We start from the raw sequence: 26,283 nt of genomic DNA, 5'->3' as shown, positions 1-26,283 counted from the left end.
CGATTCTAGGTGCGCGCGGCCGCGCTCAGCTCGGCTGCGCGGGCGCCTCGTCGACCGGCCAGTCGCGGATGTAGGCCTTGAGCATGCGGTTCTCGAAGTCCTGGCTGTCGACCACGGCCTTGGCCACGTCGTAGAACGAGATCACGCCCATCAGCGTGCGCTGGTCCATCACCGGCATGTAGCGCGCGTGGCGCTCCAGCATCATGCGGCGCACCTCGTCGATCTCGGTCTCGGGCGTGCAGGTCAGCGGGTGGTCGTCCATCACGGCGCGTATCGTCGTCGTGCCGACGCTGCCGCCGTTCCTGACGATCGCCTGGATCACCTCGCGGAAGGTGAGCATGCCCGTCAGCTCGCCGTGGTCCATCACCACCAGCGAGCCGATGTCGCGCTCGGACATGGTCTTCAGGCCGGTGGCCAGCGCCTCGGAGGGGCTCACCGTGTAGAGCGTTCCACCTTTGACGCGCAGGATGTCGCTGACCTTCATGATCGTCTCCCAGTCGCAAGCCTCGGTTCAATATAGCCCACAATGCCCGGCGAAGACACCCCGGAGGACACCCCCATGCCCGGCGCCACGGACCCAGGCTTCGACACCCTCGCGCTGCACGCCGGCGCCGCCCCCGACCCGGCCACCGGCGCGCGCGCGGTGCCCATCCACCTGAGCACCTCGTTCGTCTTCGAGTCCAGCGAGCAGGCCGCGTCGCTGTTCAACCTGGAGCGCTCGGGGCACGTCTACAGCCGCATCTCGAACCCGACCAACGCGGTGCTGGAAGAGCGCGTCGCGGCGCTCGAAGGCGGCGTCGGCGCGATCGCCACCGCCAGCGGCCAGGCGGCGCTGCACCTGGCGATCGCCACGCTGGCCGGCGCGGGCGCGCACATCGTCGCGTCGAGCGCGCTGTACGGCGGCTCGCACAACCTGCTGCACTACACGCTGGCGCGCTTCGGCATCCACACGACATTCGTCAAGCCGGGCGACATCGACGGCTGGCGCGCGGCGATCCGCCCCGAGACCCGGCTGCTGTTCGGCGAGACGCTGGGCAACCCCGGGCTGGACGTGCTCGACATCCCGACGGTCGCCGCCGTCGCGCACGAACACGGCCTGCCGCTGCTGGTGGATTCGACCTTCACCACGCCGTGGCTGATGAAGCCCTTCGACCACGGCGCCGACCTGGTCTTCCACTCGGCCACCAAGTTCCTCTCCGGCCACGGCACGGTGATCGGCGGCGTGCTGGTCGACGGCGGCGGCTTCGACTGGGACGCCTCGGGCCGCTTCCCCGAGCTGACCCGGCCCTACGAGGGCTTCCACGGCATGGTGTTCAGCGAGGAGAGCAGCGTCGGCGCCTTCCTGCTGCGCGCGCGCCGCGAGGGCCTGCGCGACTTCGGCGCCTGCATGAGCCCGCACACCGCCTGGCTGATCCTGCAAGGCATCGAGACGCTGCCGCTGCGCATGGCGCGCCACGTCGAGAACACGCGCAAGGTGGTGGGTTTCCTCGCCGCGCATCCGCTGGTGGCGGCGGTGGCCTACCCGGAGCTGGAAGGCCACCCCAGCCACGCGCTGGCGAGGAAGCTGCTGCCGCGCGGCTGCGGCTCGGTGTTCAGCTTCGACCTGAAAGGCAGCCGCGCCCAGGGGCGCGCCTTCATCGAGGCGCTGAAGCTGTTCTCGCACCTGGCCAACGTCGGCGACTGCCGCTCGCTGGTGATCCACCCGGCCTCGACCACGCACTTCCGCATGGACGACGCGGCGCTGGACCAGGCCGGCATCTCGCCGGGCACGATCCGCCTGTCGATCGGGCTGGAAGACGCCGACGACCTGATCGACGACCTGAAGCGCGCGCTGAAGATCGCGGAAAAGGCGGGGGCGTGATGGAGCTGACCGTGCAAGGCCGCCCGGCCTACGCCTACACCGGCGGCAAACCCTTCGATACCGCCCTGCCCTGCGTGGTGTTCATCCACGGCGCGCTCAACGACCACAGCGTGTGGAACCTGCTGGCGCGCTGGTTCGCGCACCACGGCCACGCGGTGCTGGCGCTCGACCTGCCCGGCCACGGCCGCAGCGCGGGCCCGCCGCTGGACAGCGTCGAGGCGCTGGCCGACTGGGCGCTGGCCGTGCTCGACGCCGCCGGCGCGCCGCGCGCCGCGGTGGCCGGCCACAGCATGGGCTCGCTGGTCGGCCTGGAGATGGCCGCGCGCGCGCCGCAGCGCATCACGGCGCTGGCGATGCTCGGCACCGCCTGCCCGATGAAGGTGTCGGAAGCGCTGCTGGCCACCGCGCGCGAACGGCCGCTGGCCGCCATCGACATGGTCAACGCCTTCTCGCACAGCGGCATCGCCGCCAAGCCCTCGTTCCCCGGCCCCGGCGTGTGGCTGCACGGCAGCAGCCGGGCGCTGATGCGGCGCGTGCTCGCCGGCGGCGCCGGGCGCGAGGGCATGAACCTGTTCGAGCACGACTTCCGCGTCTGCGACGCCTACGCCAACGGCCTGGAGGCGGCGGCGCGGGTGCGCTGTCCGGTGAGCCTGGTGCTGGGCGCGCTCGACCAGATGACGCCGCCCAAGGCGGCCCGCGCGATCGCCACGGCGCTGCGCGCCGACAGCGTGACGCTGCCCGCCGGGCATTCCCTGATGACCGAGGCGCCTGACGGCGTGTTGAATGCGCTCAGGCGCGCGTTCCAACCCGCCGCACCCCCCGCGTGACCATGCCAGACCCCGCGCGCGACGACCCGGCGCAGAGCACGATCGAGCGGCTGGTCAACGTCGCCGCGCTGCCGATCGCGCGCTGGGACGCCGATGCGCGGCTGCTGTTCTGCAACCCGACCTACCAGCACTGGGCGGCGCGCCCGCGCGACGAGCTGATCGGCCGCACGCTCGCCGAGCTGTTCGGCGACGACGCCTGGGAGCGCGCGCGGCCCGCCTTCGAGCGCGCCTTCCGCGGCGCCACCACCAGCTACGAGCGGCTGATGCACCACGGCGTGCAGGCCGGGCGCTGGGCGCGCATCCAGGTCTTTCCCGACGCCGACGCCGACGGCGCGGTGCATTCGGTGCTCACGCTGTCCACCGACATCCACGAAGACGTCACCGCGCGCGAGGCGCTGGTCGCGGCGCGCGTGCGGCTCGATCGTTTCACCGAGAACATCCCCTACCCGCTGACCTACGTCGACGAGGGCTTCGTGCTGCGCTTCGTCAACAAGGCCTATTGCGAGATCGCCGGCCAGTCGGCCGATCAACTGGTCGGCCGCCACATCGGCGCGGCGCGCGGCGCGCGCCGCTGGGCCGAGCACGAGCCGCACTTCCGCCGCGCGCTGGAGGGCAAGACGGTGCACTACACGCGGCTGGTCGGCGGCATGGCCAACAGCCCCGGCGCCCCGCGCTGGCTGCGCACCAGCTACGTGCCCGACTTCGACGCCGACGGCCGCGTGGCCGGCCTGTACACCGTGACCATCGACGTGCACGAGATGACCGTCGCGCAGGAGCAGTTGCGCCGCAGCGTCGAGCGCGACACGCTGACCGACGTCTACAGCCGCCGCACGATGATGGACCGCATCGACGCGGCGATGGTCACCGCGCAGCACGAGCCGGTGGCGCTGTTCTTCGTCGACCTCGACGGCTTCAAGGCCGTCAACGACCGGCTCGGCCACCGCGAGGGCGACGCGCTGCTGGTGAGGGTGGCGCAGGCGCTGCAGGCCAGCGTGCGCGCCGACGACGCGGTGGGCCGCTTCGGCGGCGACGAGTTCCTGGTGCTGGCCAGCGTGCGCAGCCCGGCCGGCGCCCGCGCGCTGGCGCTGCACATGCTCGAGGCAGTGCGCGAGGTCAGCGCCGGCGTGAGCGGCGGCGGCGTCAGCGCGAGCATCGGCTACGCCCTCGCGCCGCTGGACGCGCAGCATCCGCTCAAGCTGCTGCAGGCCGCCGACGACGCGATGTACGCCGCCAAGCGGCTCGGCAAGGACCGCGCGCACCACGGCCCGGCGCACGGCGACGGCACGGTCAGCCCGGCAGCAGCTCCGCCAGCGTGAGGCGGTCGAAGCCGGCGCGCTCGCGGAAAGCGCGCAGCTCGGGCGAGGGCTCCAGCAGCATCTGCGCCAGCAGCGGCGCGGCCGGTGTCGCGGCCGGATCGACCAGCAGCACGTGGCGCGCCGCGTCGGCTTCGTCCAGGCGCCCCAGCCAGTCCATCTCCACCAGCGCGTCGACGATGGGCTCGGCCTGCAGCGGATCGACGCGCAGCGTCTCCGACAGCTCGGCCAGCGAGAGCCCGCGCGCCTCGCCCTGGCGCGCGCGCGCCAGCTCGGCGAGCAGCGCCAGCGCGAGGCCGAGCCGCGCGCCGGGGCGGTCGGGCCAGCGCGCCACGCGCATCTGCAGGCTGGGCGCGTAGGCGGCGATCACCGCGCCCAGCAGCACGATCACCCAGCCGAGGTAGATCCACACCAGCAGGATGGGCAGCGTCGCGAACGCGCCGTACACCACCGCGAAGGTCGGCACCTTGGCCAGGTACCAGGCCAGGCCCTTCTTCGCCAGCTCGAAGCCGATGGCCACGAACACGCCGCCGGCGATCGCGTGGCGCCAGCGCACCGCGGTGTTGGGCACGTAGTGGTACAGCGCCGCCATGCCGCCGGCCAGCAGCGCGAACTCGATGGTGTTGAGCAGCAGGCTGACGCCGCCCGGCAGTTCGGCGACGATGCCGCGCGAAGCCGACAGCACGTAGGAGGTCAGGCTCAGGCTGATGCCCAGCACCAGCGGGCCCAGCGTCGCGGCGGCCCAGTAGACCAGCACGCGCTGCGCGATAGGGCGCGGGTTGCGCACGCGCCAGATGGCATTGAGCGTGCGGTCGATGGTCAGCATCAGCGCCAGCGCGGAGAAGCCCAGGAACACCAGACCCACCGAGCCGAGCCGGCTCGCCTTGGCGGCGAACTGCGTCAGCGCGCCCATCACCGGCTTGGCGATGCCGTCGGGCACCAGGCTTTGCAGGAAGTACTTCTGCAGCGCCACCTGGAACGAGGCGAACATCGGGAAGGCCGAGAACACCGCCAGCGTGACGGTGACCAGCGGCACCAGCGAGATCAGCGTGGTGAAGGTCAGGCTGCTGGCGGTCAGGCCGAGGTGGTCTTCGCGGAAGCGCAGCCGCAGCGTGCGCAGCGTGTCGAGCCAGGGCCAGTGCTGCAGCGTCTCGAGCAGCAGCGCGATGCGCTCGCTCCAGCTCTCGGGCAGCCGCGCCTTCAGACGGGTCGGCAGATTCATTGCTGGCATGATAGCCAGCGACATGCACCACACCCTTCCGCCCGCCGTGGCCTGGACGCAGCGCATCGCGGTGGCCAGCCTGCTCGGCCTGATCGTCCTGGGCCTCGCCTGGGAGCTGTTCCTCGCGCCCACCGGCGGCGGCATGCTCGCGCTCAAGGTGCTGCCGCTCACGCTGGCGCTGGCCGGGCTGCTCAAGCGCCGGCTCTACACCTACCGCTGGGTGTCGCTGCTGGTGTGGCTGTACTTCGCCGAGGGCGTGGTGCGCGCCACCACCGAGCACGGCCTGTCGGCGCAACTGGCACTGCTCGAAGTCGTGCTGGCGCTGGCGCTGTTCGCGGCCTGCGCGCTGCACGTGCGTTCGCGACTGCGCGGCGCCAAGGAGGCCACAGCATGACGTTGGAGGCACGGCTGCGCGGCATCGTCGGCAGCGCCCAGGTGCTGCAAGGCGGCGACCTGTCGGCCTACGAGATCGACTGGCGCAAGCGCTGGCGCGGCCGCGCGCGGCTGGTCGTGCGCCCCGGCAGCACCGAGGAGACCGCCGCCGTGGTGCGCGCCTGCGCCGAGTTCGGCGTCGCCATCGTGCCGCAGGGCGGCAACACCGGTCTGGTGGGCGCCTCGGTGCCCGACGACAGCGGCACGCAGGTGCTGCTGCACCTCGGCCGGCTGAACCGCGTGCGCGAGATCGACGCCGCCAACCTGGCGATGACGGTCGAGGCCGGCTGCCTGCTGCAATCGGTGCAGGAAGCCGCCGCCGCGCAAGGCCTGCTGTTCCCGCTCAGCCTGGCCGCCGAAGGCAGTTGCACCATCGGCGGCAACCTCGCCACCAACGCCGGCGGCACGCAGGTGCTGCGCTACGGCAACGCGCGCGAGCTGTGCCTCGGCCTGGAGGTGGTGACGGCCGACGGCGAGCTGTGGAACGGCCTGTCGGGCCTGCGCAAGGACAACACCGGCTACGACCTGCGCGACCTGTTCATCGGCAGCGAAGGCACGCTGGGCGTGATCACCGCGGCGACGCTGAAGCTGCATCCGCAGCCGGCCACGCGCGGCACGGCGCTGGCCACGCTGAACTGGCTCGACGAGGCCGTGGCCTTTCTGTCGCTGGCGCGCGAGCGCCTGGGCGCGGCGCTGACCGGCTTCGAGGTGATGAACCGCTTCTCGCTCGAGCTGGTGGGCCGGCACTTCCCGCAACTGGCGCAGCCACTGCCGGGCGCGGCCTGGACGGTGCTGCTCGAGCAGTCGTCCAGCGAAGGCGCGGCCGAGGCCGCGCAGCGCTTCGAAGACCTGCTCGCGCTCGCCTTCGAGAAGGGGCTGATCGGCGATGCCGCCGTCGCGGCCAGCCTGGAGCAGTCGCGCGCCATGTGGCACCTGCGCGAATCCATCCCGCTGGCGCAGAGCCTGGAAGGGCTGAACATCAAGCACGACATCTCGGTGCCGATCTCGCGCATCCCGGACTTCGTGCGCGCCACCGACGAGGCGCTGGCGCGCGCCGTGCCCGGCGTGCGCCTGGTGGACTTCGGCCACCTCGGCGACGGCAACCTGCACTACAACGTGCAGGCGCCCGAGGACGAGCCGGCCGAGCGCTTCCTCGCCGAGCGCGAGCACGAGGTGAACCGGATCGTCTACGACGCCGTGACGGCGCACGGCGGCTCGATCTCGGCCGAGCACGGCATCGGCGCGCTCAAGCGCGACGAACTGGCGCAGCGCAAGTCGCCGGTGGCGCTGAAGCTGATGCGCGCGGTCAAGGGCGCGCTCGACCCGCAGGGGCGGATGAATCCGGGGCGGGTGGTTTAAGAGACGATCACTGCCGTCAACGCCGTCGGAGCGCGGCTAGGCGCGCTCCAGCCAGTAGCCCGGCTCCTGACGCTGATGCGCTACGGCGTAGATCTCCGGTCCGCGTGGACCTTCGTCGTAGATCACGGTGTAGGGAAAACGATCGAAGTGGTACACGCGAAATCCGAACTCGCCGTGTGGGCCACGTTGCTGGTTCTCGACGAGCAGGTCTCGCACCCGCTCGAACTCGGCAAGGAACGCTTGCGCGATGGACAGGCTGGCATGCCTGGCGTAATAGACGGCAGCATCACCCAACTCGGCTTCGGCCTCGGGGTGGATCCAGTAACTCACGCCAGGCGTGCCCTTACCCGCGCGAGCGCTTCGTCACCGGGAACCATCTGCACCCGGCCGCCACGGACGTCCTCGCGGCGGCGCTGGGCCAGCTTGAACCATGCCTCCTGGGCTGGCGACTTGGGCTCGAAGCTGGCGATCAGCCGCTCCAGCAGCAAGGCCCGGTCTTCGGGCGGCAGGCTCAATGCTTGTGCTGCAAGGTCTTCGACGGGTAGCGACATGATGGATCCAGGGCAACTCGCTGGCCGCAGCATGCCACAGCCCGGGTTTCGGAGGCGGGCGGTGTGAGCCCGCCCCGCGTCAGAACTTGTACTGCAGCGTTGCCTGGAGATTGCGCGGCGGGCCGTATTCGTGCCATGCCATGTCGGTGCGGTAGGCCTTGTCGAAGACATTGTTGAAGTTCAGCGTCAGCGTCCAAGGCTCGCTGAAGGCATAACGCGCCATCAGGTTGACCACGGCGTAGCTCTTCTGCGTGTAGAGCTCGCGCCACGACTCGTCCACCCAATCGGTGAAGGTCGCGCTCTGCCAGGTCACGCCGCCGCCTACCGTCAACTGGTTCAGGCCGGCGGGCGTCCAGGTGGTGAACAGCTTGAACAGGTGCTTGGGCTGGTCATTGGCCAGGCGCAGGCCGCCGCTGTCGCGCAAGACCATGCGGGTGTAGCCGCCCTGCACACGCCAGCCGGGCAGCGGCTCGCCCGCCAGCTCCACCTCCCAGCCGCGGCCCCGGGTGTCGTCTTCGGCGCGGTAGGCGTCGTCCCCGCCGGGGGTCAGGTTGCCGTCGTCCAGCACGGCCAGGTTGTTCTTTTTCACCTGGAACACCGCTGCGCTGGCGTTCAGGCGGCCGCCGAACCATTCGCCCTTGATGCCGGCCTCGATGTTCTTGCCGGTCTCGGGGTCGAGCAGGCGGCCGTTCACGTCTCGGCTGGACTGCGGGTTGAAGATGGTGGTGTAGCTGGCATAGGCGGAAATGCCCGGCGTGAGGTCGTACATCACGCCCACGTAAGGCGTGAGAACACCGTTTTCCTTGCGGTCGTCGGTCATCACCCCCGCCGCATCCAGGCTGCGCGAGCGCCAGGCGGTCCAGCGCGCTCCGGCCAGAACGGACAACTGATCGGTCGCGCGCAAGCGGGTCGCGGCCCAGAAACCGTACTGGCCCACCTTGTCGATACCACCCGGCTCATCGAAGGCAGTCCAGTCCGGCTGGGGAAACTGGCGGTTCCAGGTATAGACGTCGACGAGGTTGTCCAGGTCCACATGGAACACCGGCGTTTTCTGTTTGGCCCAGGCGCCATTGAAGCCCAGGGTGACTTCGTGCTTGCGGCCCCACAGCTCGTAGCGGCCATCCGCCTTGAGGCTCAGCGAATCCACGTCGTTCTTGCGGCGGTAGCTGCGCAGATGCAGAGGGACCGTGCCGTCCGGCTCGGGCCAGTCTCCCGCCAGCCCATAGTGCATGTTGTCCTTCACCTGGTTACGGTTGTAGGCCAGCTTGACCTGCCAGTCGTCGTTGAAGCGGTGCTCCAGCGCCGCCGTCAGGGCGATGCGGCGGTCCCGGTAGAAGCTCCAGTCGGTCACGGCGCTGTCGCTGCGGCCGAAGCCCGTCGGGTCGCCGTTCACATCCGACAACGCATAGCCCATGTACGGCCCGGCACCACGACCATGGTCGCCGCCGAACTCCAGCGCCAGCGTGGCCAGGGTGCGGCTGGACAAGTCAGCCTCCAGCACGGCGTAGCCCGTGTATTTGTCGTAGCCATAGCCTTCCTTCCAGCCATGCCCGGCTTCATAGACGCCCACCACACGGCCACGCAGCGTGCCGGCCTCGTTCAGCGGCCCGCCCGCGTCGCCCAGGGTGCGGCGCTGCCGCCAGGTGCCGAGCGACTGTGACAGCGAGGCCTGGAACTCGGGCGTGGGCCGCTTGCGCGCCAGCGCCACGGTGGCCGAGGGGTCGCCCGCGCCAGCCAACAGGCCCGTGGCCCCACGCACCACGGCCACCGAGTCGTACACGGCCGAATCGAGGTAGCTCAGGCCCTGAAAGGCATAAGCCGCGATGGCCCACGTGGGCACGGGCACGCCATCGAGCATGAAGTTCTTCACCTCGTAGCCGCGTGCATACAGGGACGCGAAACCGCCCACCGACGCTCCCGAGGCGATGATCGAGATGCCGGGTGCCTGGGCGGCGACATCGACCAGGGTGTTGGTGCCTCCGTCGTCCATCCGCTCGCGCGTGATCACCGTCACCGACTGCGGCGTCTCGCGCAACGAGAGGTTCAGGCCGGTGGCCACCTCGGTACTGCGCGTGGTGTACGAGCCGGTGCCTTCGGTCGAGCCGCTGCGCTCGGGCTGCGCCGTCACCTTCACCGCCGGCAGCGTCGCCTCGGCCGGCTCCTTGGCCAGCGGCGCCACCGTCAGCGTGCCGCCCTCGATGCGCCCGGCCAGCCCCGAGCCACGCAGCAGTTCGTCGAGCGCCTGACGCACGTCGCGCGTGCCCTGCACGGCGGGTGCCTGGCGCCCTTGCGCGAGCGCGGGCGAGAACACCAGTTGCAGCCCCGCCTGGCGCGCGAACTGGTCGAGCGCCGTGGCCAGAGGCTGGGCGGCGATGTCGAAGGGCGCCTGCTGGGCGGATGCCACCGGCATGTGCAGCGCCAGCGCGAGGCCGTAGGCGGCCAGGGCCAGCGCATGCCGGCGGGAGGTCGGAGGGGTCATGGCGTCGTCGTCCTGGAATGGAAAGGAAGAAGGGGCTCTTCCTTCCTTGACGAACGGCGCGGCCGGACCCTGAAAAATCCCCCTGCCCTACAGGCTCTCGATGTGCACGCCACCGTCGGCGCGCCTGAGCAGGCGCACCGGCAGCGCCAGCGGCAGCGCCGCCAGCCACTCGCCGGCCTGCGCGATGCGGATGCGCCCGCTCACCGGCAGCCGCGCGGCCTGCGCGCTCGCGGTGGCGGCACGCGGTGCGTAGCGCGCCAGGCGTTGCAGCGCCTCGCCCAGTGTGGCGCCGGCCAGCACGATCTCGCCCTGCCGCCACGGCGCGGCGTCGCCGTGCAGCGACTCGCTCTCGGCGCGGCCGCCGGCATGCACGCGCAGCGCCTCGCCCGCGCCCAGCTCGCGCGCCGGCTCGCCGGCGCCGGGCTCCACGCGCACGCGGCCGGATTCCACCTGCACCAGCACCTCGTCGCGCAGCGGCACGCGCTCCACGCCGAAGCGCGTGCCCAGCACGGTGATGCGCACCGCGCCCGCCTGCACGACGAAGGGTCGCGCTTCGTCGCGCGCCACGGCGAAGAAGGCCGCGCCTTCGAGCAGGCTGACGCGGCGCGAGCCACCCAGCAGGCGCACGTCGGCACGGCTTTCGGCGTCGAGCTGCAGCACGCTGCCGTCGGGCAGGGTGTGGCGCGTCAGTTGGCCCCGGCCGCTTGCGAGCGTGGCCTGCCATTGCACGGCATCGGCCCGGTACACGCTCCACTGCCGCCACGCCAGCAGCCCGGCGCCGCCCAGCCCCGCCACGCCCAGCAGGGCCGCGAGGCTGCGGCGCCGGCCGGCGGCCGGGCGCGCCGCGCCGGGGACGGTGCCGCGCCAGCGATGCAGCGCGTCTTCGATGCAGGCGCGCGCCTGCATCAGATCGCGCTCTATGGTGTTCAGCGCCACGCCGCGGCGGCGCGCGATGTCGGCCTGCGGCTCGCCGTGCACGTGGTGGTCGACGAAGGCGGCACGCGCGCGCTCGGGCAGGCCGGCCAGGGCCTGCTCCAGCGCGGCCAGGGCCTGGCGGTACATCAGGTGCTCGGCGGCATCGGGTACCTGCGGTGGCGCGGCCTGCCGCAGGGCCGCGGCATCGCGCAGGCAGTCGGCCAGCAGGTGGTCGCGGCGCCGGTGGTCCAGCGCGAGGTGGCGCGCCAGCGTGGCCAGATAGGCGGCGGCATCGCGCGGGGCCCGCTCTTCGCCGGCCGCAGGCTGCGCCGCGCCGCGCTCCTGCTCGGCCAGGCGCAACCAGGCATCGTGCACCAGGTCGCGCGCCGCGTCGCGGCAGCCGGTGCTGCGCTGGGCCACGCGCAGCAGATGCGGATATGCGTCGCCGAACCCGGCCAGCAGCGAGCGCGCGAAGTCGGCGGACAAGCTCATGGGGGCGAATGATAGTCGCACGAGAAGAATGCGAATCATTCCCACATCGGATCGGGCAGGCGAGCGCCGGCCGGCCCGGGGCGTGTTACTGCAGCGTGTCTTTCAGCGCCGCCGGCAGCGGCAGCGCCACCACCTCGATGCCTTCGTCGAGCAGCGCCTGCGCTTCCTCGCGGCTGGCCTGGCCGCGGATGCCGCGCGCCTCGACCTCGCCGTAGTGGATGCGCCGCGCTTCGTCGGGGAAGCGCTCGCCGACGTCTTCGGTGCTCGCCAGCAGCTGCCGCACCGCTCCCAGCATCACCGCGCGCATCGCGGCGGCCTGCTGCTCGACCGTGCCGCCCTCTTCTTTCGCGCCCGAGACGTTCAGGTGCGGCGCCGTCGGCAGCCGCGCGATCGCCGCGTCGCCGCAGACCGGGCAGCTCACCAGGCCGCGCGCGAGCTGCGATTCGAAGTCCCCGGCCGAGCCGAACCAGCCTTCGAAGCGGTGGTCGTGGGCGCAGCGCAGGTTCAGGACCTTCATGGCGCGGATTATCCGGTGCGGCGGGCGCCTCAGGGCGTGAAGCCGTCGATGCTCCAGCGCCCGGCGCGCCAGTTCTGCAGCCATTGCAGGCCGATCAGCGTCTTCGCGTCGGTCACCGCGCCGGCGGCGCACAGGCGGTCGAGCTCACCGGCGTCGACCAGCTCGATGTCGAGGAACTCGCCCTCGTCGAGCCGCCGCTGGCCGGCCACGAGGCCGCGCGCGAACCAGATCTCGATGTGCTCGTTCGAGTAGGCGATGGCGTTGTGCAGCACGCCGGCGCGCGCCCAGTGGGCGGCGCGGTAGCCGGTTTCCTCGAACAGCTCGCGCTGCGCGCAATCGCGCGCCGGCTCGCCGCGTTCGAGCTTGCCGGCCGGGAACTCCAGCATCACGCGCGCCAGCGGGTAGCGCCACTGGCGCTCCATCACGAGGCGGCCGTCGTCGAGCATCGGCACGACCATCACCGCGCCCGGATGCACGATGAACTCGCGCGTGGCCTCGGCGCCGTCGGGCAGGCGGATGCGGTCGCGCCGCACCTCGAGCAGCCGGCCGGCGAAGACCGTCTCGCTCGCGACGGTCTCTTCGCGCAGGTGGTCGTCCGGCGCGTTCAGGAGCTGAGCGCCTTGACGATGGCCTGGGCGCACATCGCCATCAGGCCGCCGGGCAGGATGCCGAACAGCAGGATGGCCGCGCCGTTCAGCGACAGGATGGTGCGCACCTCGCCCGTGCTGGCGATCGGGTGCGCGTCGGCCGGCTCGTCGAAGTACATCACCTTGACGACGCGCAGGTAGTAGAACGCCGCCACCAGCGACAGCAGCACCGCGACCACCGCCAGCCAGATGTACAGCGGCAGGTTGGTCGAGACGATGGCCTGCAGCACCGCCAGCTTGGCGTAGAAGCCCACCGTCGGCGGGATGCCAGCCAGCGAGAACATGAAGATCGCCATCACCGCCGCGTACCAGGGGCTGCGCCTGGCCAGGCCCTTGAGGTCGTCGACCTGCTCGGCCTCGTGGCCGGCGCGCGACAGCAGCATCACGATGCCGAAGGTGCCCAGCGTGGTGAACACGTAGACCAGCATGTAGAACATCGCCGAGCTGTAGCCGTTGGCGGCCGACAGCGTGTTGCCCGACACCACCGTGGGCGTCAGGCCGAGCAGCATGAAGCCGACCTGGCCGATGGTCGAGTAGGCCAGCATGCGCTTCAAGTTGCTCTGCGCGATCGCGACGACGTTGCCCAGCGCCATCGAGGCCACCGCCAGCAGCATCAGCATCTGCTGCCAGTCCGGCGCGAGGCCGACCATGCCGTCCACCAGCAGGCGGATCGTGATCGCGAAGGCGGCCAGCTTGGGCGCGCCGGCGATCAGCAGCGTCACGGCGGTGGGCGCGCCCTGGTAGACGTCGGGGATCCACATGTGGAACGGCACCGCGCCGAGCTTGAAGGCCAGGCCCGCGACCACGAAGACGACGCCCAGCGTCAGCACCGCCGGCTTGGCCTGGCCGCCGGAGATCGCGTTGAAGACCTCGCCGAGATCGAGCGAGCCGGTGGCGCCGTACATCATCGACAGGCCATAGAGCAGGAAGCCGCTGGCCAGCGCGCCGAGCACGAAGTACTTCATCGCCGCCTCGGAGGCCGGCAGATGGTCGCGGCGCAGGCCGACCAGCGCGTACAGGCTCAGCGACATCAGCTCCAGGCCGAGGTAGACGACCAGGAAGTTGTTCGCCGAGACCATCACCGAGATGCCCAGCAGCGAGAGCATCGCCAGCGTGATCAGCTCGCCCTTGAGCATGTCGCGCTCGGCCGCGTAGGGGCGCGCGTAGGCCAGCGAGATCATCGTCGCGAGCGTCGCGAAGAAGGCCAGCAGGTGGCCCATCGGGTCGGCCACCACCATGCGCTGCACGGCGTAGAAGGTGTCGCCGGCGTCGAAGCGCAGCAGGTGCATCACCGCCACCAGGGCCAGCGAGGCCTGCGCCAGCAGGTAGGTGGGCGTGCGGCGCGGGTGCTCGACCCACAGGTCGACCATGGCCACCAGCAGGGCCAGCACCAGCAGCACGACCTCGGGGGCGATGGCGAGCCAGTTCATCTCGTTCATGTTCGTCTCGTCCGGCTCAGGGCAGCAGCTTGGTCTGGGCGACGTGCTTGAGCAGCTCGTTCACCGAGACGTGCATCACGTCGGTGAAGGGCTTGGGGTACACGCCCATCGCCAGCACCGCGATGGCGAGGATGGCCATCATCAGGAATTCGCGGCTGTTCAGGTCGGTCAGCGCCTTGACGTGCTCGTTGGCGACCGGGCCGAAGTACACCCGCTTGACCATCCACAGGTTGTAGGCCGCGCCGAGGATCAGCGCGGTGGCGGCCAGCAGCGCGAGCACGAAGCCGGCCTTCACGGCGCCGAGGATCACCATCCACTCGCCGATGAAGCCGCTGGTGCCGGGCAGGCCGCTGTTGGCCATCGCGAAGAACACCGCGAAGGCGGCGAACTTCGGCATGGTGTTGACGACGCCGCCGTAGCTGGCGATCTCGCGCGAGTGCACGCGGTCGTAGAGCACGCCGATGCACAGGAACATCGCGCCCGAGACGAAGCCGTGCGACACCATCTGCACGATGCCGCCGGAGACGCCCAGCTCGCTGAAGATGAAGAAGCCCAGCGTGCAGAAGCCCATGTGCGCGATCGACGAATAGGCCACCAGCTTCTTCATGTCCTGCTGCACCAACGCGACCAGGCCGATGTAGATCACTGCGATCAGGCTCAGCGCGATGATCAGCCAGGCCCACTCGCGGCTGGCGTCGGGCGCGATCGGCAGCGAGAAGCGCAGGAAGCCGTAGGCGCCGAGCTTGAGCATGATCGCCGCCAGCACCACCGAGCCGCCGGTGGGTGCCTCGACGTGCGCGTCGGGCAGCCAGGTGTGCACCGGCCACATCGGCACCTTCACGGCGAAGGCCATGAAGAAGGCGAAGAACAGCAGCGTCTGCGCGGTGGCCGTCAGCGGCAGCTTGTGCCAGGCGAGGATGTCGAAGCTGCCGCCCGACTTGTAGTACAGGTAGACCAGCGCCACCAGCATCAGCAGCGAGCCGGCCAGCGTGTAGAGGAAGAACTTGAAGGCCGCGTAGACGCGCCGCGGGCCGCCCCAGATGCCGATGATGATGTACATCGGGATCAGCGTGGCCTCGAAGAACACGTAGAACAGCAGCCCGTCGACCGCGCTGAACACGCCGACCATCAGGCCGGAGAGGATCAGGAACGCGCCCATGTACTGGTTGACGCGCTCGGTGACCACCTCCCAGGCCGCGATCACGACGATCACGGTGATGAAGGCGGTCAGCGGCACGAACCACATCGACAGGCCGTCGACGCCGAGCGCGTAGCGCACGTTGAAGCGCTCTATCCAGGGCAGCGATTCGGTGAACTGCATCGCCGCGGTGGTGGTGTCGAAGCCGCCGATCAGCGGCAGCGTGACGAGGAAGCCGGCGAACGCGCCGAGCAGCGCCATCCAGCGCACGGCCCCCGCGTTCGAATCGCGCCCGAGCGCCAGCAGCAGCACGCCGCAGGCGATCGGCAGCCAGATGGCCAAGCTGAGCAAACCCATGTTCTTGTTCTCCGTCCGCTACTTGCCGCCCAGGTAGGGCCAGAGCTGCCAGGTCATGAGGCCGATCACGCCCACGATCATCACCAGCGCGTACCAGTAGAGGTGTCCGGTCTGGATGCGGCGCGTCACCGAGGCCAGCGCGCCGACGGTGCGCGCCGAGCCGTCGATCACGATGTTGTCGATCAGGCCGACGTCGCCGCCCTTCCACAGCCCGCGGCCCAGGCCGCGCGCCGCCGGGGCGATGATGTTCTCGTTGATCCAGTCCATGTAGTACTTGTTCTCGAGGATGGTCACGATGGGCCGGAAGGTGCGCGCGATCGCCGTCGGGATGCCCGGCTTGACCATGTAGAACACGTAGGCCGTGACCACGCCGGCCAGCGCCAGCCAGAACGGCGCCGTGCTCAGGCCGTGCAGCGCCATCGCCAGCGCGCCGTGGAAGTGCTCGGCCAGTTCGGCCATCGCCGGGTGCTTGGCGGCATCGACGAAGATGGCGTCCTTGAAGAATTCGCCGTGCAGCAGCGGGGCTATGGTCAGGTAGCCGATCACCACCGAGGGCAGCGCCAGCAGCAGCAGCGGCGCGGTCACGACCCAGGGCGACTCGTGCGGCTCGTGGGCGTGGCCATGGCCGTGTTCGTCATGCTCGTCGTGGTGGTCGTGCTCGCCCGGGAAGGGCTTGTGGCGGAAACGCTCCTCGCCGTGGAAGACGAGGAAGTACATGCGGAACGAATAGAAGGCCGTGACGAACACGCCGGCCATCACCGCGAAGTAGGCGAAGCCCGCGCCCGGCAGGTGCGAGGCGTGCACCGCCTCGATGATGCTGTCCTTGCTGTAGAAGCCGGCGAACAGCGGCGTGCCGATCAGCGCCAGCGAGCCCAGCAGCGACGTGATCCAGGTGATGGGCATGTACTTGCGCAGGCCGCCCATGTTGCGGATGTCCTGGTCGTGGTGCATGCCGATGATCACGCTGCCGGCGGCCAGGAACAGCAGCGCCTTGAAGAAGGCGTGCGTCATCAGGTGGAACACCGCGACGCTGTAGGCCGAGGCGCCCAGCGCCACCGTCATGTAGCCGAGCTGCGAGAGCGTCGAGTACGCGACCACGCGCTTGATGTCGTTCTGGATGATGCCCAGGAAGCCCATGAACAGCGCCGTGATCGCGCCGATCACGATCACGAAGCTCAGCGCCGCGTCGGACAGCTCGAAGAGGGGCGACATGCGCGCCACCATGAAGATGCCGGCCGTCACCATCGTCGCGGCGTGGATCAGCGCCGAGATCGGCGTCGGGCCCTCCATCGAGTCGGGCAGCCACACGTGCAGCGGGAACTGCGCGCTCTTGCCCATCGCACCGATGAAGAGGCAAATGCAGGTGACCGTGATCAGCAGCCAGTCGGTGCCGGGCAGAGTGCCCCGGGCCAGCTCGGGCGCCTTCGCGAAGGCCTCGGCGTAGTTCAGCGTGCCGGCGTAGGTGACGATCAGGCCGATGCCGAGGATGAAGCCGAAGTCGCCGACCCGGTTGACCAGGAAGGCCTTCATGTTGGCGAAGATCGCCGTCGGCTTGGTGTACCAGAAGCCGATCAGCAGGTAGCTCACCAGGCCCACCGCCTCCCAGCCGAAGAAGAGCTGGAGGAAGTTGTTGCTCATCACGAGCATCAGCATCGAGAAGGTGAACAGCGAGATGTAGCTGAAGAAGCGCTGGTAGCCCGGGTCTTCCTCCATGTAGCCGATGGTGTAGATGTGCACCATCAGCGAGACGAAGGTCACCACGCACATCATCATCGCGGTCAGGCCGTCGACCAGGAAGCCGACTTCCATCTTCAGCCTGCCCAGCACCATCCATTCGTAGACCGTGGCGTTGAAGCGCGCGCCGTCGGCGGCCACCGACTTCAGCACCATCGCCGAGAGGATGAACGAGACCAGCACGCCGAGGATGGTGACGACGTGCGCGCCGCGCCGGCCGACGGTCTTGCCGGCGAGGCCGGCGACCACCGCGCCGGCCAGCGGCGCCAGCGGCACGGCCAGCAGGAGGTTGGGGTTCAGTGTCGAGGACATGGCGGGCTCAACCCTTCAGCGAGTCGAGCTCGTCGACGTTGATCGTGGCGCGATTGCGGAACAGCACCACCAGGATCGCCAGGCCGATGGCCGACTCGGCCGCGGCCACCGTGAGGATGAAGAACACGAACACCTGCCCGGCCATGTCGCCCAGGTAGTGCGAGAAGGCGACGAAGTTCAGGTTGACCGCCAGCAGCATCAGCTCGATGGCCATCAGCAGCACGATCAGGTTCTTGCGGTTCAGGAAGATGCCGATCACCGACAGCGCGAACAGGATCGCGCCGAGCGTGAGGTAGTGGCCTAGCGTGACGGGGCCGATCATTTGCTCTCTCCTGCCGCCTCGGCGGCCGGGGGCGGCGCCTCCACCTCGGCCTTCATCTTGACGATGCGGACGCGGTCCGCCTTCTTCACCCGCACCTGCTCGGCCGGGTCGACGTACTTCGAGTCCTTGCGGCGGCGCAGCGTCAGCGCGATGGCCGCGATGATCGCCACCAGCAGCAGCACCGCGGCGATCTGCAGCGGATAGAGGTAGCGGGTGTAGATCTCGATGCCCAGCAGCTTGGTGTTGCCGAGCTGCAGTTCGGCGGCGTCGGGCAGCGGCGCGCTGCGCACGTCGAAGCCGGGGATCAGCACCAGCGCCATCTCCAGGATGATCACCACGCCGACCAGCGCCGCCAGCGGGAAGTGCTTCCAGAAGCCCTCGCGCAGCGCCTCGCTGTTCAGGTCGAGCATCATCACGACGAACAGGAACAGCACCATCACCGCGCCGACGTACACCAGCACCAGCGCGATGGCGAGGAACTCGGCGCGCAGCAGCATCCACACGCACGAGGCGTTGAAGAAGGCCAGCACGAGGTACAGCGCCGCGTACACCGGCGTGCGCGCGGTGATGACGCGGAAGGCCGCGAACAGCAGCACCGCCGAGAAGACGTAGAAGAGCGCGGTTTGGATGTCCATGTTCTTGTCTGCGCGGTCAGCGGTACTTCGCGTCCGCCTCCTTGTTGGCCGCGATCTCGCGCTCGTAGCGGTCGCCCACGGCGAGCAGCATGTCCTTGGTGAAGTACAGGTCGCCGCGCTTCTCGCCGTGGTACTCGAAGATGTGCGTCTCGACGATCGAGTCGACCGGGCAGCTCTCCTCGCAGAAGCCGCAGAAGATGCACTTGGTCAGGTCGATGTCGTAGCGCGTGGTGCGGCGCGAGCCGTCGGCGCGCACGTCGCTCTCGATGGTGATCGCCATCGCCGGGCACACCGCCTCGCACAGCTTGCAGGCGATGCAGCGCTCCTCGCCGTTGTCGTAGCGGCGCAGCGCGTGCAGGCCGCGGAAGCGCGGCGACAGCGGCGTCTTCTCCTCCGGGAACTGCACGGTGATCTTGCGCTGGAAGAAGTGCCGCCCGGTGAGCCGAAGGCCCTTGAGCAACTCCAGCAGCATGAAGCTGGAAACGAAATCCTTGAGGGTGGAGGCTTGTGCCATGGCGCAGTCCTTCGTCCTTACTTCCAGATGTTCCAGGGCGACTGGATCCACGCGCCCACCACCACCAGCCACACCAGCGTCACCGGGATGAAGATCTTCCAGCCCAGACGCATGATCTGGTCGTAGCGGTAGCGCGGGAAGGTCGCGCGCACCCACAGGAACATCGTGACGACGGCGAAGACCTTGATGCCCAGCCAGATCCAGCCCGGGATCCAGTTGAACGGCGCGAAGTCCAGCGGGCTCAGCCAGCCGCCGAGGAACATCAGCACCGCCAGCATCGACACCAGGATCATGTTGGCGTACTCGGCAAGGAAGAACATCGCGAAGGCCATGCCCGAGTACTCGATCATGTGGCCGGCGACGATCTCCGACTCGCCCTCGACGACGTCGAACGGATGGCGGTTGGTCTCGGCCAGCCCGGAGACGAAGTAGACGACGAACACCGGCAGCAGCGGCAGCCAGTTCCACGACAGGAAGTTCAGCCCCATCGCGGCCATGCGGCCCTCGCCCTGGCCGGTGACGATCGCGGTCATGTTCATCGAGCCGCTGACCATCAGCACCACCACCAGCGCGAAGCCCATCGCGATCTCGTAGGAGACCATCTGCGCCGAGGCGCGCAGCGCGCCGAGGAAGGCGTACTTCGAGTTCGAGGCCCAGCCGGCGATGATCACGCCGTACACCTCCAGCGAGGTGATGGCCATCAGGAACAGCAGCCCGGCGTTGACGTTGGCCAGCGCCACCTCGGGGCCGAACGGGATCACCGCCCAGGCGGCCAGCGCCGGCATGATGGTCATCACCGGGCCGAGCAGGAACAGGCCCTTGTTCGCCGCGCTCGGCAGGATGATCTCCTTGAAGATCAGCTTGAGCGCGTCGGCGATCGGCTGCAGCCAGCCGCGCGGGCCGACGCGGTTCGGCCCGAGGCGGATCTGCGTGTAGCCTATGCCCACGCGCTCCCACAGCGTGAGGTAGGCGACGCAGACCATCAGCGGCGCCACCACCACGATGATCTTGACGAGCGCCCACACCACCGCCCAGGTGGCCGGGTAGCTCTGGGGAAATTGCAGCAGCCAGTCGATCATGCTGGGACCTTCTCGACCGTGACGGCGCCGAACGCGGCGCCCAGGGTGGCGGTGTCGGGATGGCCGGCCGGCACGCGCACGGTGCCGGCGGCGAGCGTGGCGTCGAGCCGCGCCGGCAGCACGGCGCTGGCGGCGCCCTGCGCGACGCGCACGCGGTCGCCGCTGGCCAGGCCGAGCTGCTGCCACAGCGCCGCCGGCAGGCTGGCCTGCGGCGCGCGCGCGTCGGCGGTGGCCTGCAGCGCGGGCGCGCGGCGCACCAGCGAATCGGCGCTGTAGATCGGCACGTCGGCGATGCGCTGCAGGCCGGCGGTCGCGGGCTGCGCGGCGATCGCGGCGCCGCTGCCGTTGTCCAGGCGCGCGGCCAGCGCGGCGGCGTCGCCGCCCAGCGCCTCGGCGCGCACGTCTTCCGAGGTCTCGAAATCGAAGCCTGGCAGCGCCAGCATGTTGCCGAGCACGCGCAGCACCTTCCAGGCCGGGCGCGTCTGGCCGAGCGGCTTGACGACGCCGTGGAAGCTCTGCAGCCGCCCTTCGGCGTTGACGAAGCTGCCCGAGGTTTCGCTGAAGGGCGACACCGGCAGCAGCACGTCGGCGGTGTCGGCCAGCGTGGCGCTCTTGAAGGCGGTCAGCGCGACGACCATCTCGGCCTTGCCCAGCGCGGCGGTGGCGGCGCTCGGGTCGGCGGCGTCGAAGGCGGGCTCGACGTCGAGCAGCAGCGCCGCCTTGAGCGCGCCGCCGCCGAGCATCTGGCCGGCGTTCAGCCCGCCCGCGCCCGGCTGCGCGCCGACGAGCTGCGCACCCACCGTGTTGGCGGCTTCGCTGAGGTAGCCGACCGCGGCGCCGGTCTGCGCGGCGATCCAGTTGGCCAGCGCGAGCAGCGCGCCGGCCTGCGGGTGCTGCGCGGCGGCGTTGCCGAGCAGCACGGCCTTGCGCTCGCCCGACAGCAGCGATTCGGCGATCGCCTTCGCGTCGGTGCCCGGGTTGCCCGAAGCCGGCGCGCTCACGCCCTTGGACGCCGCGACCGCCGCGGCGATGTCGGCCAGCGATTGCAGCCAGTCCGAGGGCGCGCTGACCAGGCGCGTGCCCATGGGCATCAGCCAGTCGTCGGCCAGCGCGCCGAGGCTGTGCACCTGCGCGCCCTTGCGCGCCGCCTGGCGGATGCGCTGGGCGAACAGCGGGTGGTCCTTGCGCAGGAACGAGCCCACCACCAGCGCGCGCTGCAGCGTGCTCAGCTCGGCGATCGGCAGCCCCAGCCAGCGCGCCTTGCCGGCGCCGGCGCTGTTGGCGAAGTCGGCGTGGCGCAGGCGGTGGTCGATGTTCTCGCTGCCCAGACCGCGCACCAGCCTGGCCAGCAGGTGCAGTTCCTCGACGGTGGCATGCGCCGAGCCGAGCGCGCCGATGGCCGCCGCGCCGTGGTCGACCTTGATCTGCGTGAGCCCGCGCACCACGTATTCGAGCGCGGTGGTCCAGTCGACCTCCTTCCACTGCCCGCCCTGCTTGAGCATGGGCGCGGTCAGGCGCTCGTCGCCGTTCAGCGCCTCGTAGGAGAAGCGGTCGCGGTCGGCGATCCAGCACTCGTTGACGTCTTCGTTCTCGAGCGGAACGACGCGCATCACGCGGTTGTTCTTCACCTGCACGATCAGGTTCGCGCCGGTGCTGTCGTGCGGGCTGACGCTCTTGCGGCGCGACAGCTCCCAGGTGCGGGCGCTGTAGCGGAACGGCTTGCTGGTCAGCGCGCCGACCGGGCACAGGTCGATCATGTTGCCCGACAGCTCGGAGTCGACCGTCTCGCCGACCACCGTGGTGATCTCGGAGTGCTCGCCGCGGTGGATCATGCCCAGCTCCATCACCCCGGCCACTTCCTGGCCGAAGCGCACGCAGCGCGTGCAGTGGATGCAGCGGCTCATCTCCTCCATCGAGATCAGCGGGCCGACGTCCTTGTGGAAGACGACGCGCTTCTCCTCGTCGTAGCGCGAGGCCGAGCCGCCGTAGCCGACGGCGAGATCCTGCAACTGGCACTCGCCGCCCTGGTCGCAGATCGGGCAGTCCAGCGGGTGGTTGATGAGCAGGAACTCCATCACCGACTGCTGGGCCTTGAGCGCCTTGTCGCTCTTGGTGCGCACGATCATGCCCTGCGTGACCGGCGTGGCGCAGGCCGGCATCGGCTTGGGCGCCTTCTCCACGTCGACCAGGCACATGCGGCAGTTGGCCGCGATGGACAGCTTCTTGTGGTAGCAGAAGTGCGGGATGAAGGTGCCCGCCGCCTCGGCCGCATGCATCACCATGCTGCCCTCGGCCACCGAGACCTTCTTGCCGTCGAGTTCGATTTCGATCATGTGCTTGGCCCCGCTCGCTCAGGCGCTCAGCGCGACCTTGCGGGTCTTGTGCTCGATGAGGTGGACGAACTCATCGCGGAAGTGCTTGATCATCGCCCGCACCGGCATCGCCGCCGCGTCGCCGAGCGCGCAGATCGTGCGGCCCTGGATGTTGTCGGCCACCGAGTTCAGCAGGTCCAGGTCCTCCGGGCGGCCCTGGCCGTGCGCGATGCGCTCGATCACGCGCCACATCCAGCCGGTGCCCTCGCGGCACGGCGTGCACTGGCCGCAGCTCTCGTGCATGTAGAAGTACGACAGGCGCAGCAGCGAGTTCACCATGCAGCGGGTGTCGTCCATCACGATCACCGCGCCCGAGCCCAGCATCGAGCCGGCCTTGGCGATGCTGTCGTAGTCCATCGTGCACTCCATCATGATGGAGGCCGGCAGCACCGGCGCCGACGAGCCGCCCGGGATCACCGCCTTGAGCGTGCGGCCCTGCGCGGCGCCGCGCACGCCGCCGGCGAGTTCGAGCAGCTTCGCGAACGGCGTGCCCATCGGGATCTCGTAGTTGCCGGGGCGCTCGACGTCGCCCGACACCGAGTAGATCTTGGTGCCGCCGTTGTTCGGCTTGCCGACCTCGAGGTAGGCCTGGCCGCCGTTGCGGATGATCCAGGGCACCGCGCCGAAGGTCTCGGTGTTGTTGATCGTGGTCGGCTTGCCGTACAGGCCGAAGCTGGCCGGGAACGGCGGCTTGAAGCGCGGCTGGCCCTTCTTGCCTTCCAGCGATTCGAGCAGCGCGGTCTCTTCGCCGCAGATGTAGGCGCCGAAGCCGTGCGCCGCATGGAGCTGGAAGTTGTAGCCCGAGCCCATGATGGCGTCGCCGAGGTAACCCGCGGCACGCGCCTCCTCGAGCGCGGCCTCGAAGCGCTCGTAGACCTCGAAGATCTCGCCGTGGATGTAGTTGTAGCCGGTGGCGATGCCCATCGCATACGCCGCGATCGCCATGCCCTCGATGACGATGTGCGGGTTGAACATCAGGATGTCGCGGTCCTTGCAGGTGCCGGGCTCGCCCTCGTCGGAGTTGCACACCAGGTACTTCGGCCCGGGGAAGGCGCGCGGCATGAAGCTCCACTTCAGCCCGGTCGGGAAGCCCGCGCCGCCGCGGCCGCGCAGGCCGGAGAGCTTGACCTCGGCGATCACCTGGTCGGGCGTCATGCCCTCGCCGCCGTCCTTGCCGAGGATCTTGCGCAGCGCCTGGTAGCCGCCGCGCGCCTCGTAGTCCTTCAGGCTCCAGTTGCGGCCGTTCAGATCGGCGTAGATCTGCGCGCCGACGTGGCGGCCGTGGAAGCAGGTCTCGACGCCGCTGGACTTGAACTGTGAAAGGTCGACCATGACGTTCAGTTCTTTCTCAGCGTGGCCAGCAGCGCGTCGAGCCGCTCGGTGCCCATGAAGCTGCACATCTCGCGGTCGTTGACCAGCAGCACCGGCGCGTCGGCGCAGGCGCCCAGGCACTCGCTGTGCTGCACGGTGAAGCGGCCGTCGGGCGTGGTGCCGCCGTCGTCCACGCCGAGTTGGCCGCAGACGTGGTCCAGCGCCTTCTGCCCGCCGCGCAACTGGCACGGCAGGTTGGTGCAGACGTTCAGCTTGTAGCGGCCGACCGGCTGCTGGTTGTACATGTTGTAGAAGGTGGTGACCTCGTGCACCGCGATGGCCGGCATGCCGAGGACCTCGGCCAGCGCCTTCTCGCTCTCGGCGGACACGAAGCCCTGCTCCTGCTGGATGATGGCCAGGCAGGCCATCACGGCGGACTGCTTCTGGTCGGCCGGGTACTTGGCGACTTCGCGCGCGAAGCGCGCCAGCGTGGGTTCGGAGAACAAGCTCATCGGTCGCTCACCTGTCGATCTCGCCGAAGACGATGTCCATCGTGCCGATCACCGCGACGGCGTCGGCGATCATGTGGCCGCGCGACATCTCGTCGAGCGCGGCCAGATGCGCGAAGCCCGGGGCGCGGATCTTCAGCCGGTACGGCTTGTTGGCGCCGTCGCTCACCAGGTAGATGCCGAACTCGCCCTTGGGGTGCTCCACCGCCGCGTAGGCCTCGCCCTCGGGCACGTGGAAGCCCTCGGTGAAGAGCTTGAAGTGGTGGATCAGCTCCTCCATGCTGGACTTCATGTCCACGCGCGACGGCGGCGCCACCTTGTGGTTGTCGGTGATCACCGGGCCGGGGTTGGCGCGCAGCCACTCGATGCACTGGCGGATGATGCGGTTGCTCTGGCGCATCTCCTCGACGCGCACCAGGTAGCGGTCGTAGGTGTCGCCGTTGACGCCCACCGGCACGTCGAAGTCCATCTTCGCGTAGACGTCGTAGGGCTGGTTCTTGCGCAGGTCCCACGCGACGCCCGAGCCGCGCAGCATCGCGCCGGTCAGGCCCAGGTTCAGCGCGCGCTCGGGGCTGACCACGCCGATGCCGACGGTGCGCTGCTTCCAGATGCGGTTGTCGGTCAGCAGGGTTTCGTATTCGTCGACCATGCCGGGGAAGCGGCGCGTGAAGTCGTCGATGAAGTCGAGCAGCGAGCCCTGGCGGTTGGTGTTTAGCGCGTCGATCGCGCGCTGGTTCTTGATCTTGCTGACCTTGTACTGCGGCATGCTGTCGGGCAGGTCGCGGTAGACGCCGCCCGGGCGGAAGTAGGCCGCGTGCATGCGCGCGCCGGACACCGCCTCGTACATGTCGAACAGGTCTTCCCGCTCGCGGAAGCAGTAGATCAGCATGTTCATCGCGCCGCAGTCCAGGCCGTGGCAGCCCAGCCACAGCAGGTGGTTCAGCAGCCGCGTGATCTCGCTGAACATCACGCGGATGTACTGCGCGCGCTCGGGCACCTCGATGCCCAGCAGCTTCTCGATCGCCAGGCAGTACGCATGCTCGTTGCACATCATCGACACGTAGTCGAGACGGTCCATGTACGGCAGCGACTGGATGAAGGTCTTGCTCTCGGCCAGCTTCTCGGTGGCGCGGTGCAGCAGGCCGATGTGCGGATCGGCGCGCTGGATCACCTCGCCGTCGAGCTCGAGCACGAGGCGCAGCACGCCGTGCGCGGCCGGGTGCTGCGGGCCGAAGTTCAGGGTGTAGTTCTTGATCTCTGCCATCGCGCCAGCCTCTAGTGCAGACCGCCGTAGTTGTCTTCGCGGATGATGCGCGGCGTGATCTCGCGCGGCTCGATGCTCACCGGCTCGTAGACCACGCGGCGCTGCTGCGCGTCGTAGCGCATCTCGACGTGGCCGCTGGTCGGGAAGTCCTTGCGGAACGGGTGGCCGATGAAGCCGTAGTCGGTGAGGATGCGGCGCAGGTCGAGGTGGCCCTCGAAGATGATGCCGTACAGGTCGAAGGCCTCGCGCTCGAACCAGTTCGCCGCGCTCCACACCTCGGTGAGCGAGGCCACCACCGGCACGTCGTCGTCGGGCGCGAACACCTTCAGGCGCACGCGCCAGTTCTTGGACACCGACAGCAGGTGCGACACCGTGCAGAAGCGCGGGCCCTCCCAGGGCTGGTCTTTCCAGCTCGCGTAGTCGACGCCGCACAGGTCGATCAGTTGCTCGAAGCGCAGCTCGGGGTGGTCGCGCAGCGTGCGCGCGGCCTCCAGGTAGTCGGCCGCTGAGACGGTGATGGTGATCTCGCCGCGGTCGCGCACCAGCTTCTTCAGCTTCGCACCGAGCGCGGATTCCAGGCCCGCCTGAAGCGTGTCGAGTTTGCTCATCGGAGCCCCTCGTTCGATGAGTACATCGACCGATCCCCCGAGGGGATGCGGGCCGACTTGGGAGCGGCCCGGCG

General features: G+C 69.7%; 25 protein-coding genes. 5 read left to right on the top strand and 20 right to left on the bottom strand.

Features of this window, described 5'->3' with window-relative positions; genetic code table 11:
* Positions 1 to 25: 25 nt before the first annotated feature.
* The gene (locus tag QM792_RS10080) at positions 26 to 484 is read right to left on the bottom strand and encodes a CBS domain-containing protein (RefSeq protein WP_415149650.1); all 459 of its coding nucleotides are present in this window, start codon (positions 482 to 484) and stop codon (positions 26 to 28) included.
* A 75-nt stretch (positions 485 to 559) separates the two neighbouring features.
* On the opposite strand from QM792_RS10080, the gene QM792_RS10075 reads away from it, so the two are divergent.
* Genes QM792_RS10075 through QM792_RS10065 form a run of 3 tightly spaced genes read left to right on the top strand, consistent with a single transcriptional unit; the run spans position 560 to position 4,004 of the window.
* Positions 560 to 1,861 (top strand): O-acetylhomoserine aminocarboxypropyltransferase, encoded by a 1,302-nt coding sequence (locus tag QM792_RS10075; protein WP_415149649.1) that lies wholly within the window; start codon positions 560 to 562, stop codon positions 1,859 to 1,861.
* Positions 1,861 to 2,688, top strand: coding sequence for an alpha/beta fold hydrolase (locus QM792_RS10070; RefSeq protein WP_415149648.1), 828 nt, complete (start codon positions 1,861 to 1,863; stop codon positions 2,686 to 2,688). Before QM792_RS10075 ends, QM792_RS10070 begins: the two co-directional genes overlap by 1 nt.
* Positions 2,689 to 2,690: 2 nt before the next feature.
* On the top strand, positions 2,691 to 4,004 hold the full coding sequence (locus QM792_RS10065; RefSeq protein ID WP_415149646.1) for a diguanylate cyclase domain-containing protein: 1,314 nt from the start codon (positions 2,691 to 2,693) through the stop codon (positions 4,002 to 4,004).
* Here QM792_RS10065 and QM792_RS10060 read toward each other — a convergent pair.
* The gene (locus QM792_RS10060) at positions 3,976 to 5,223 is read right to left on the bottom strand and encodes a YihY family inner membrane protein (RefSeq protein WP_415149644.1); all 1,248 of its coding nucleotides are present in this window, start codon (positions 5,221 to 5,223) and stop codon (positions 3,976 to 3,978) included. The genes QM792_RS10065 and QM792_RS10060 overlap by 29 nt on opposite strands.
* Positions 5,224 to 5,245: 22 nt before the next feature.
* Between QM792_RS10060 and QM792_RS10055 the strand changes: the two genes are divergently transcribed.
* On the top strand, positions 5,246 to 5,617 hold the full coding sequence (locus tag QM792_RS10055; RefSeq protein ID WP_415149641.1) for a DUF2069 domain-containing protein: 372 nt from the start codon (positions 5,246 to 5,248) through the stop codon (positions 5,615 to 5,617).
* On the top strand, positions 5,614 to 7,014 hold the full coding sequence (locus QM792_RS10050; protein ID WP_415149640.1) for an FAD-binding oxidoreductase: 1,401 nt from the start codon (positions 5,614 to 5,616) through the stop codon (positions 7,012 to 7,014). The genes QM792_RS10055 and QM792_RS10050 overlap by 4 nt, the downstream gene beginning before the upstream one ends.
* 36 nt (positions 7,015 to 7,050) lie before the next feature.
* Here the strand turns inward: QM792_RS10050 and QM792_RS10045 are convergent, their stop codons facing one another.
* From QM792_RS10045 to QM792_RS09960, 18 genes are all read right to left on the bottom strand, one after another.
* Positions 7,051 to 7,344, bottom strand: coding sequence for a type II toxin-antitoxin system RelE/ParE family toxin (locus QM792_RS10045; RefSeq protein ID WP_415149638.1), 294 nt, complete (start codon positions 7,342 to 7,344; stop codon positions 7,051 to 7,053).
* Positions 7,341 to 7,565, bottom strand: a complete 225-nt coding sequence (locus tag QM792_RS10040; protein ID WP_415149636.1) for an addiction module protein — start codon at positions 7,563 to 7,565, stop codon at positions 7,341 to 7,343. Before QM792_RS10040 ends, QM792_RS10045 begins: the two co-directional genes overlap by 4 nt.
* 79 nt (positions 7,566 to 7,644) lie before the next feature.
* Entirely contained in the window at positions 7,645 to 10,044 is a 2,400-nt protein-coding gene (locus QM792_RS10035; protein ID WP_415149635.1) for a TonB-dependent siderophore receptor, read from the bottom strand.
* An 87-nt stretch (positions 10,045 to 10,131) separates the two neighbouring features.
* A complete protein-coding gene (locus QM792_RS10030) occupies positions 10,132 to 11,451 on the bottom strand; it encodes a sigma-70 family RNA polymerase sigma factor (protein ID WP_415149633.1) in 1,320 nt (439 codons plus the stop codon).
* 85 nt (positions 11,452 to 11,536) lie between these two features.
* Positions 11,537 to 11,968: a DUF1178 family protein gene (locus QM792_RS10025; RefSeq protein ID WP_415149631.1), complete on the bottom strand. Its 432-nt coding sequence runs from the start codon at positions 11,966 to 11,968 to the stop codon at positions 11,537 to 11,539.
* A 29-nt stretch (positions 11,969 to 11,997) separates the two neighbouring features.
* Positions 11,998 to 12,609: an NUDIX domain-containing protein gene (locus QM792_RS10020; protein ID WP_415149630.1), complete on the bottom strand. Its 612-nt coding sequence runs from the start codon at positions 12,607 to 12,609 to the stop codon at positions 11,998 to 12,000.
* Positions 12,573 to 14,054 (bottom strand): NADH-quinone oxidoreductase subunit NuoN, encoded by a 1,482-nt coding sequence (gene nuoN / locus QM792_RS10015; protein ID WP_415149628.1) that lies wholly within the window; start codon positions 14,052 to 14,054, stop codon positions 12,573 to 12,575. The genes QM792_RS10020 and nuoN overlap by 37 nt, the downstream gene beginning before the upstream one ends.
* Positions 14,055 to 14,070: 16 nt before the next feature.
* Positions 14,071 to 15,549: an NADH-quinone oxidoreductase subunit M gene (locus tag QM792_RS10010; protein WP_415149626.1), complete on the bottom strand. Its 1,479-nt coding sequence runs from the start codon at positions 15,547 to 15,549 to the stop codon at positions 14,071 to 14,073.
* 18 nt (positions 15,550 to 15,567) lie between these two features.
* Complete coding sequence (gene nuoL / locus QM792_RS10005) at positions 15,568 to 17,595, bottom strand: NADH-quinone oxidoreductase subunit L (RefSeq protein WP_415149625.1); 2,028 nt, start codon at positions 17,593 to 17,595, stop codon at positions 15,568 to 15,570.
* Between the two features lie 7 nt (positions 17,596 to 17,602).
* A complete protein-coding gene (nuoK, locus tag QM792_RS10000) occupies positions 17,603 to 17,917 on the bottom strand; it encodes an NADH-quinone oxidoreductase subunit NuoK (RefSeq protein WP_415149624.1) in 315 nt (104 codons plus the stop codon).
* Positions 17,914 to 18,552, bottom strand: a complete 639-nt coding sequence (locus QM792_RS09995) for an NADH-quinone oxidoreductase subunit J (protein ID WP_415149622.1) — start codon at positions 18,550 to 18,552, stop codon at positions 17,914 to 17,916. The genes nuoK and QM792_RS09995 overlap by 4 nt, the downstream gene beginning before the upstream one ends.
* 16 nt (positions 18,553 to 18,568) lie before the next feature.
* On the bottom strand, positions 18,569 to 19,066 hold the full coding sequence (gene nuoI, locus QM792_RS09990; RefSeq protein ID WP_415149621.1) for an NADH-quinone oxidoreductase subunit NuoI: 498 nt from the start codon (positions 19,064 to 19,066) through the stop codon (positions 18,569 to 18,571).
* Positions 19,067 to 19,083: 17 nt separating this feature from the next.
* Positions 19,084 to 20,145: an NADH-quinone oxidoreductase subunit NuoH gene (nuoH, locus tag QM792_RS09985; protein ID WP_415149619.1), complete on the bottom strand. Its 1,062-nt coding sequence runs from the start codon at positions 20,143 to 20,145 to the stop codon at positions 19,084 to 19,086.
* Positions 20,142 to 22,478 carry an NADH-quinone oxidoreductase subunit NuoG gene (nuoG, locus tag QM792_RS09980; RefSeq protein WP_415149617.1) on the bottom strand — a complete coding sequence of 779 codons (2,337 nt, stop codon included), beginning with the start codon at positions 22,476 to 22,478 and terminating at the stop codon, positions 20,142 to 20,144. Before nuoG ends, nuoH begins: the two co-directional genes overlap by 4 nt.
* A gap of 18 nt (positions 22,479 to 22,496) precedes the next feature.
* Positions 22,497 to 23,849 carry an NADH-quinone oxidoreductase subunit NuoF gene (nuoF, locus tag QM792_RS09975; protein WP_415149615.1) on the bottom strand — a complete coding sequence of 451 codons (1,353 nt, stop codon included), beginning with the start codon at positions 23,847 to 23,849 and terminating at the stop codon, positions 22,497 to 22,499.
* 5 nt (positions 23,850 to 23,854) lie between these two features.
* Positions 23,855 to 24,340, bottom strand: a complete 486-nt coding sequence (nuoE, locus tag QM792_RS09970) for an NADH-quinone oxidoreductase subunit NuoE (RefSeq protein ID WP_415149614.1) — start codon at positions 24,338 to 24,340, stop codon at positions 23,855 to 23,857.
* A gap of 7 nt (positions 24,341 to 24,347) precedes the next feature.
* Positions 24,348 to 25,601: an NADH-quinone oxidoreductase subunit D gene (locus tag QM792_RS09965; protein WP_415149612.1), complete on the bottom strand. Its 1,254-nt coding sequence runs from the start codon at positions 25,599 to 25,601 to the stop codon at positions 24,348 to 24,350.
* An 11-nt stretch (positions 25,602 to 25,612) separates the two neighbouring features.
* On the bottom strand, positions 25,613 to 26,209 hold the full coding sequence (locus QM792_RS09960) for an NADH-quinone oxidoreductase subunit C (protein ID WP_415149610.1): 597 nt from the start codon (positions 26,207 to 26,209) through the stop codon (positions 25,613 to 25,615).
* Between the last annotated feature and the right edge of the window lie 74 nt (positions 26,210 to 26,283).

This window comes from Piscinibacter sp., assembly GCF_047600445.1.
GTDB lineage: Bacteria > Pseudomonadota > Gammaproteobacteria > Burkholderiales > Burkholderiaceae_C > Piscinibacter.
This window is presented reverse-complemented; position numbering and strand designations above follow the sequence as displayed.

Excerpts from the sequence above, each read along its gene's own strand:
- nuoI (WP_415149621.1), bottom strand. The coding sequence starts at position 19,066 with ATGGCACAAGCCTCCACCCTCAAGGATTTCGTTTCCAGCTTCATGCTG.
- QM792_RS10070 (WP_415149648.1), top strand. The coding sequence starts at position 1,861 with ATGGAGCTGACCGTGCAAGGCCGCCCGGCCTACGCCTACACCGGCGGC.
- QM792_RS10065 (WP_415149646.1), top strand. The coding sequence starts at position 2,691 with ATGCCAGACCCCGCGCGCGACGACCCGGCGCAGAGCACGATCGAGCGG.
- QM792_RS10030 (WP_415149633.1), bottom strand. The coding sequence starts at position 11,451 with ATGAGCTTGTCCGCCGACTTCGCGCGCTCGCTGCTGGCCGGGTTCGGC.
- nuoH (WP_415149619.1), bottom strand. The coding sequence starts at position 20,145 with ATGATCGACTGGCTGCTGCAATTTCCCCAGAGCTACCCGGCCACCTGG.
- QM792_RS09995 (WP_415149622.1), bottom strand. The coding sequence starts at position 18,552 with ATGGACATCCAAACCGCGCTCTTCTACGTCTTCTCGGCGGTGCTGCTG.
- QM792_RS10060 (WP_415149644.1), bottom strand. The coding sequence starts at position 5,223 with ATGAATCTGCCGACCCGTCTGAAGGCGCGGCTGCCCGAGAGCTGGAGC.
- QM792_RS10010 (WP_415149626.1), bottom strand. The coding sequence starts at position 15,549 with ATGGGTTTGCTCAGCTTGGCCATCTGGCTGCCGATCGCCTGCGGCGTG.
- QM792_RS09965 (WP_415149612.1), bottom strand. The coding sequence starts at position 25,601 with ATGGCAGAGATCAAGAACTACACCCTGAACTTCGGCCCGCAGCACCCG.
- QM792_RS10040 (WP_415149636.1), bottom strand. The coding sequence starts at position 7,565 with ATGTCGCTACCCGTCGAAGACCTTGCAGCACAAGCATTGAGCCTGCCG.
- QM792_RS10050 (WP_415149640.1), top strand. The coding sequence starts at position 5,614 with ATGACGTTGGAGGCACGGCTGCGCGGCATCGTCGGCAGCGCCCAGGTG.
- nuoN (WP_415149628.1), bottom strand. The coding sequence starts at position 14,054 with ATGAACGAGATGAACTGGCTCGCCATCGCCCCCGAGGTCGTGCTGCTG.
- QM792_RS10025 (WP_415149631.1), bottom strand. The coding sequence starts at position 11,968 with ATGAAGGTCCTGAACCTGCGCTGCGCCCACGACCACCGCTTCGAAGGC.
- QM792_RS10080 (WP_415149650.1), bottom strand. The coding sequence starts at position 484 with ATGAAGGTCAGCGACATCCTGCGCGTCAAAGGTGGAACGCTCTACACG.
- nuoL (WP_415149625.1), bottom strand. The coding sequence starts at position 17,595 with ATGTCCTCGACACTGAACCCCAACCTCCTGCTGGCCGTGCCGCTGGCG.
- QM792_RS10075 (WP_415149649.1), top strand. The coding sequence starts at position 560 with ATGCCCGGCGCCACGGACCCAGGCTTCGACACCCTCGCGCTGCACGCC.
- nuoK (WP_415149624.1), bottom strand. The coding sequence starts at position 17,917 with ATGATCGGCCCCGTCACGCTAGGCCACTACCTCACGCTCGGCGCGATC.
- nuoE (WP_415149614.1), bottom strand. The coding sequence starts at position 24,340 with ATGAGCTTGTTCTCCGAACCCACGCTGGCGCGCTTCGCGCGCGAAGTC.
- QM792_RS10055 (WP_415149641.1), top strand. The coding sequence starts at position 5,246 with ATGCACCACACCCTTCCGCCCGCCGTGGCCTGGACGCAGCGCATCGCG.
- nuoF (WP_415149615.1), bottom strand. The coding sequence starts at position 23,849 with ATGGTCGACCTTTCACAGTTCAAGTCCAGCGGCGTCGAGACCTGCTTC.
- QM792_RS09960 (WP_415149610.1), bottom strand. The coding sequence starts at position 26,209 with ATGAGCAAACTCGACACGCTTCAGGCGGGCCTGGAATCCGCGCTCGGT.
- QM792_RS10035 (WP_415149635.1), bottom strand. The coding sequence starts at position 10,044 with ATGACCCCTCCGACCTCCCGCCGGCATGCGCTGGCCCTGGCCGCCTAC.
- nuoG (WP_415149617.1), bottom strand. The coding sequence starts at position 22,478 with ATGATCGAAATCGAACTCGACGGCAAGAAGGTCTCGGTGGCCGAGGGC.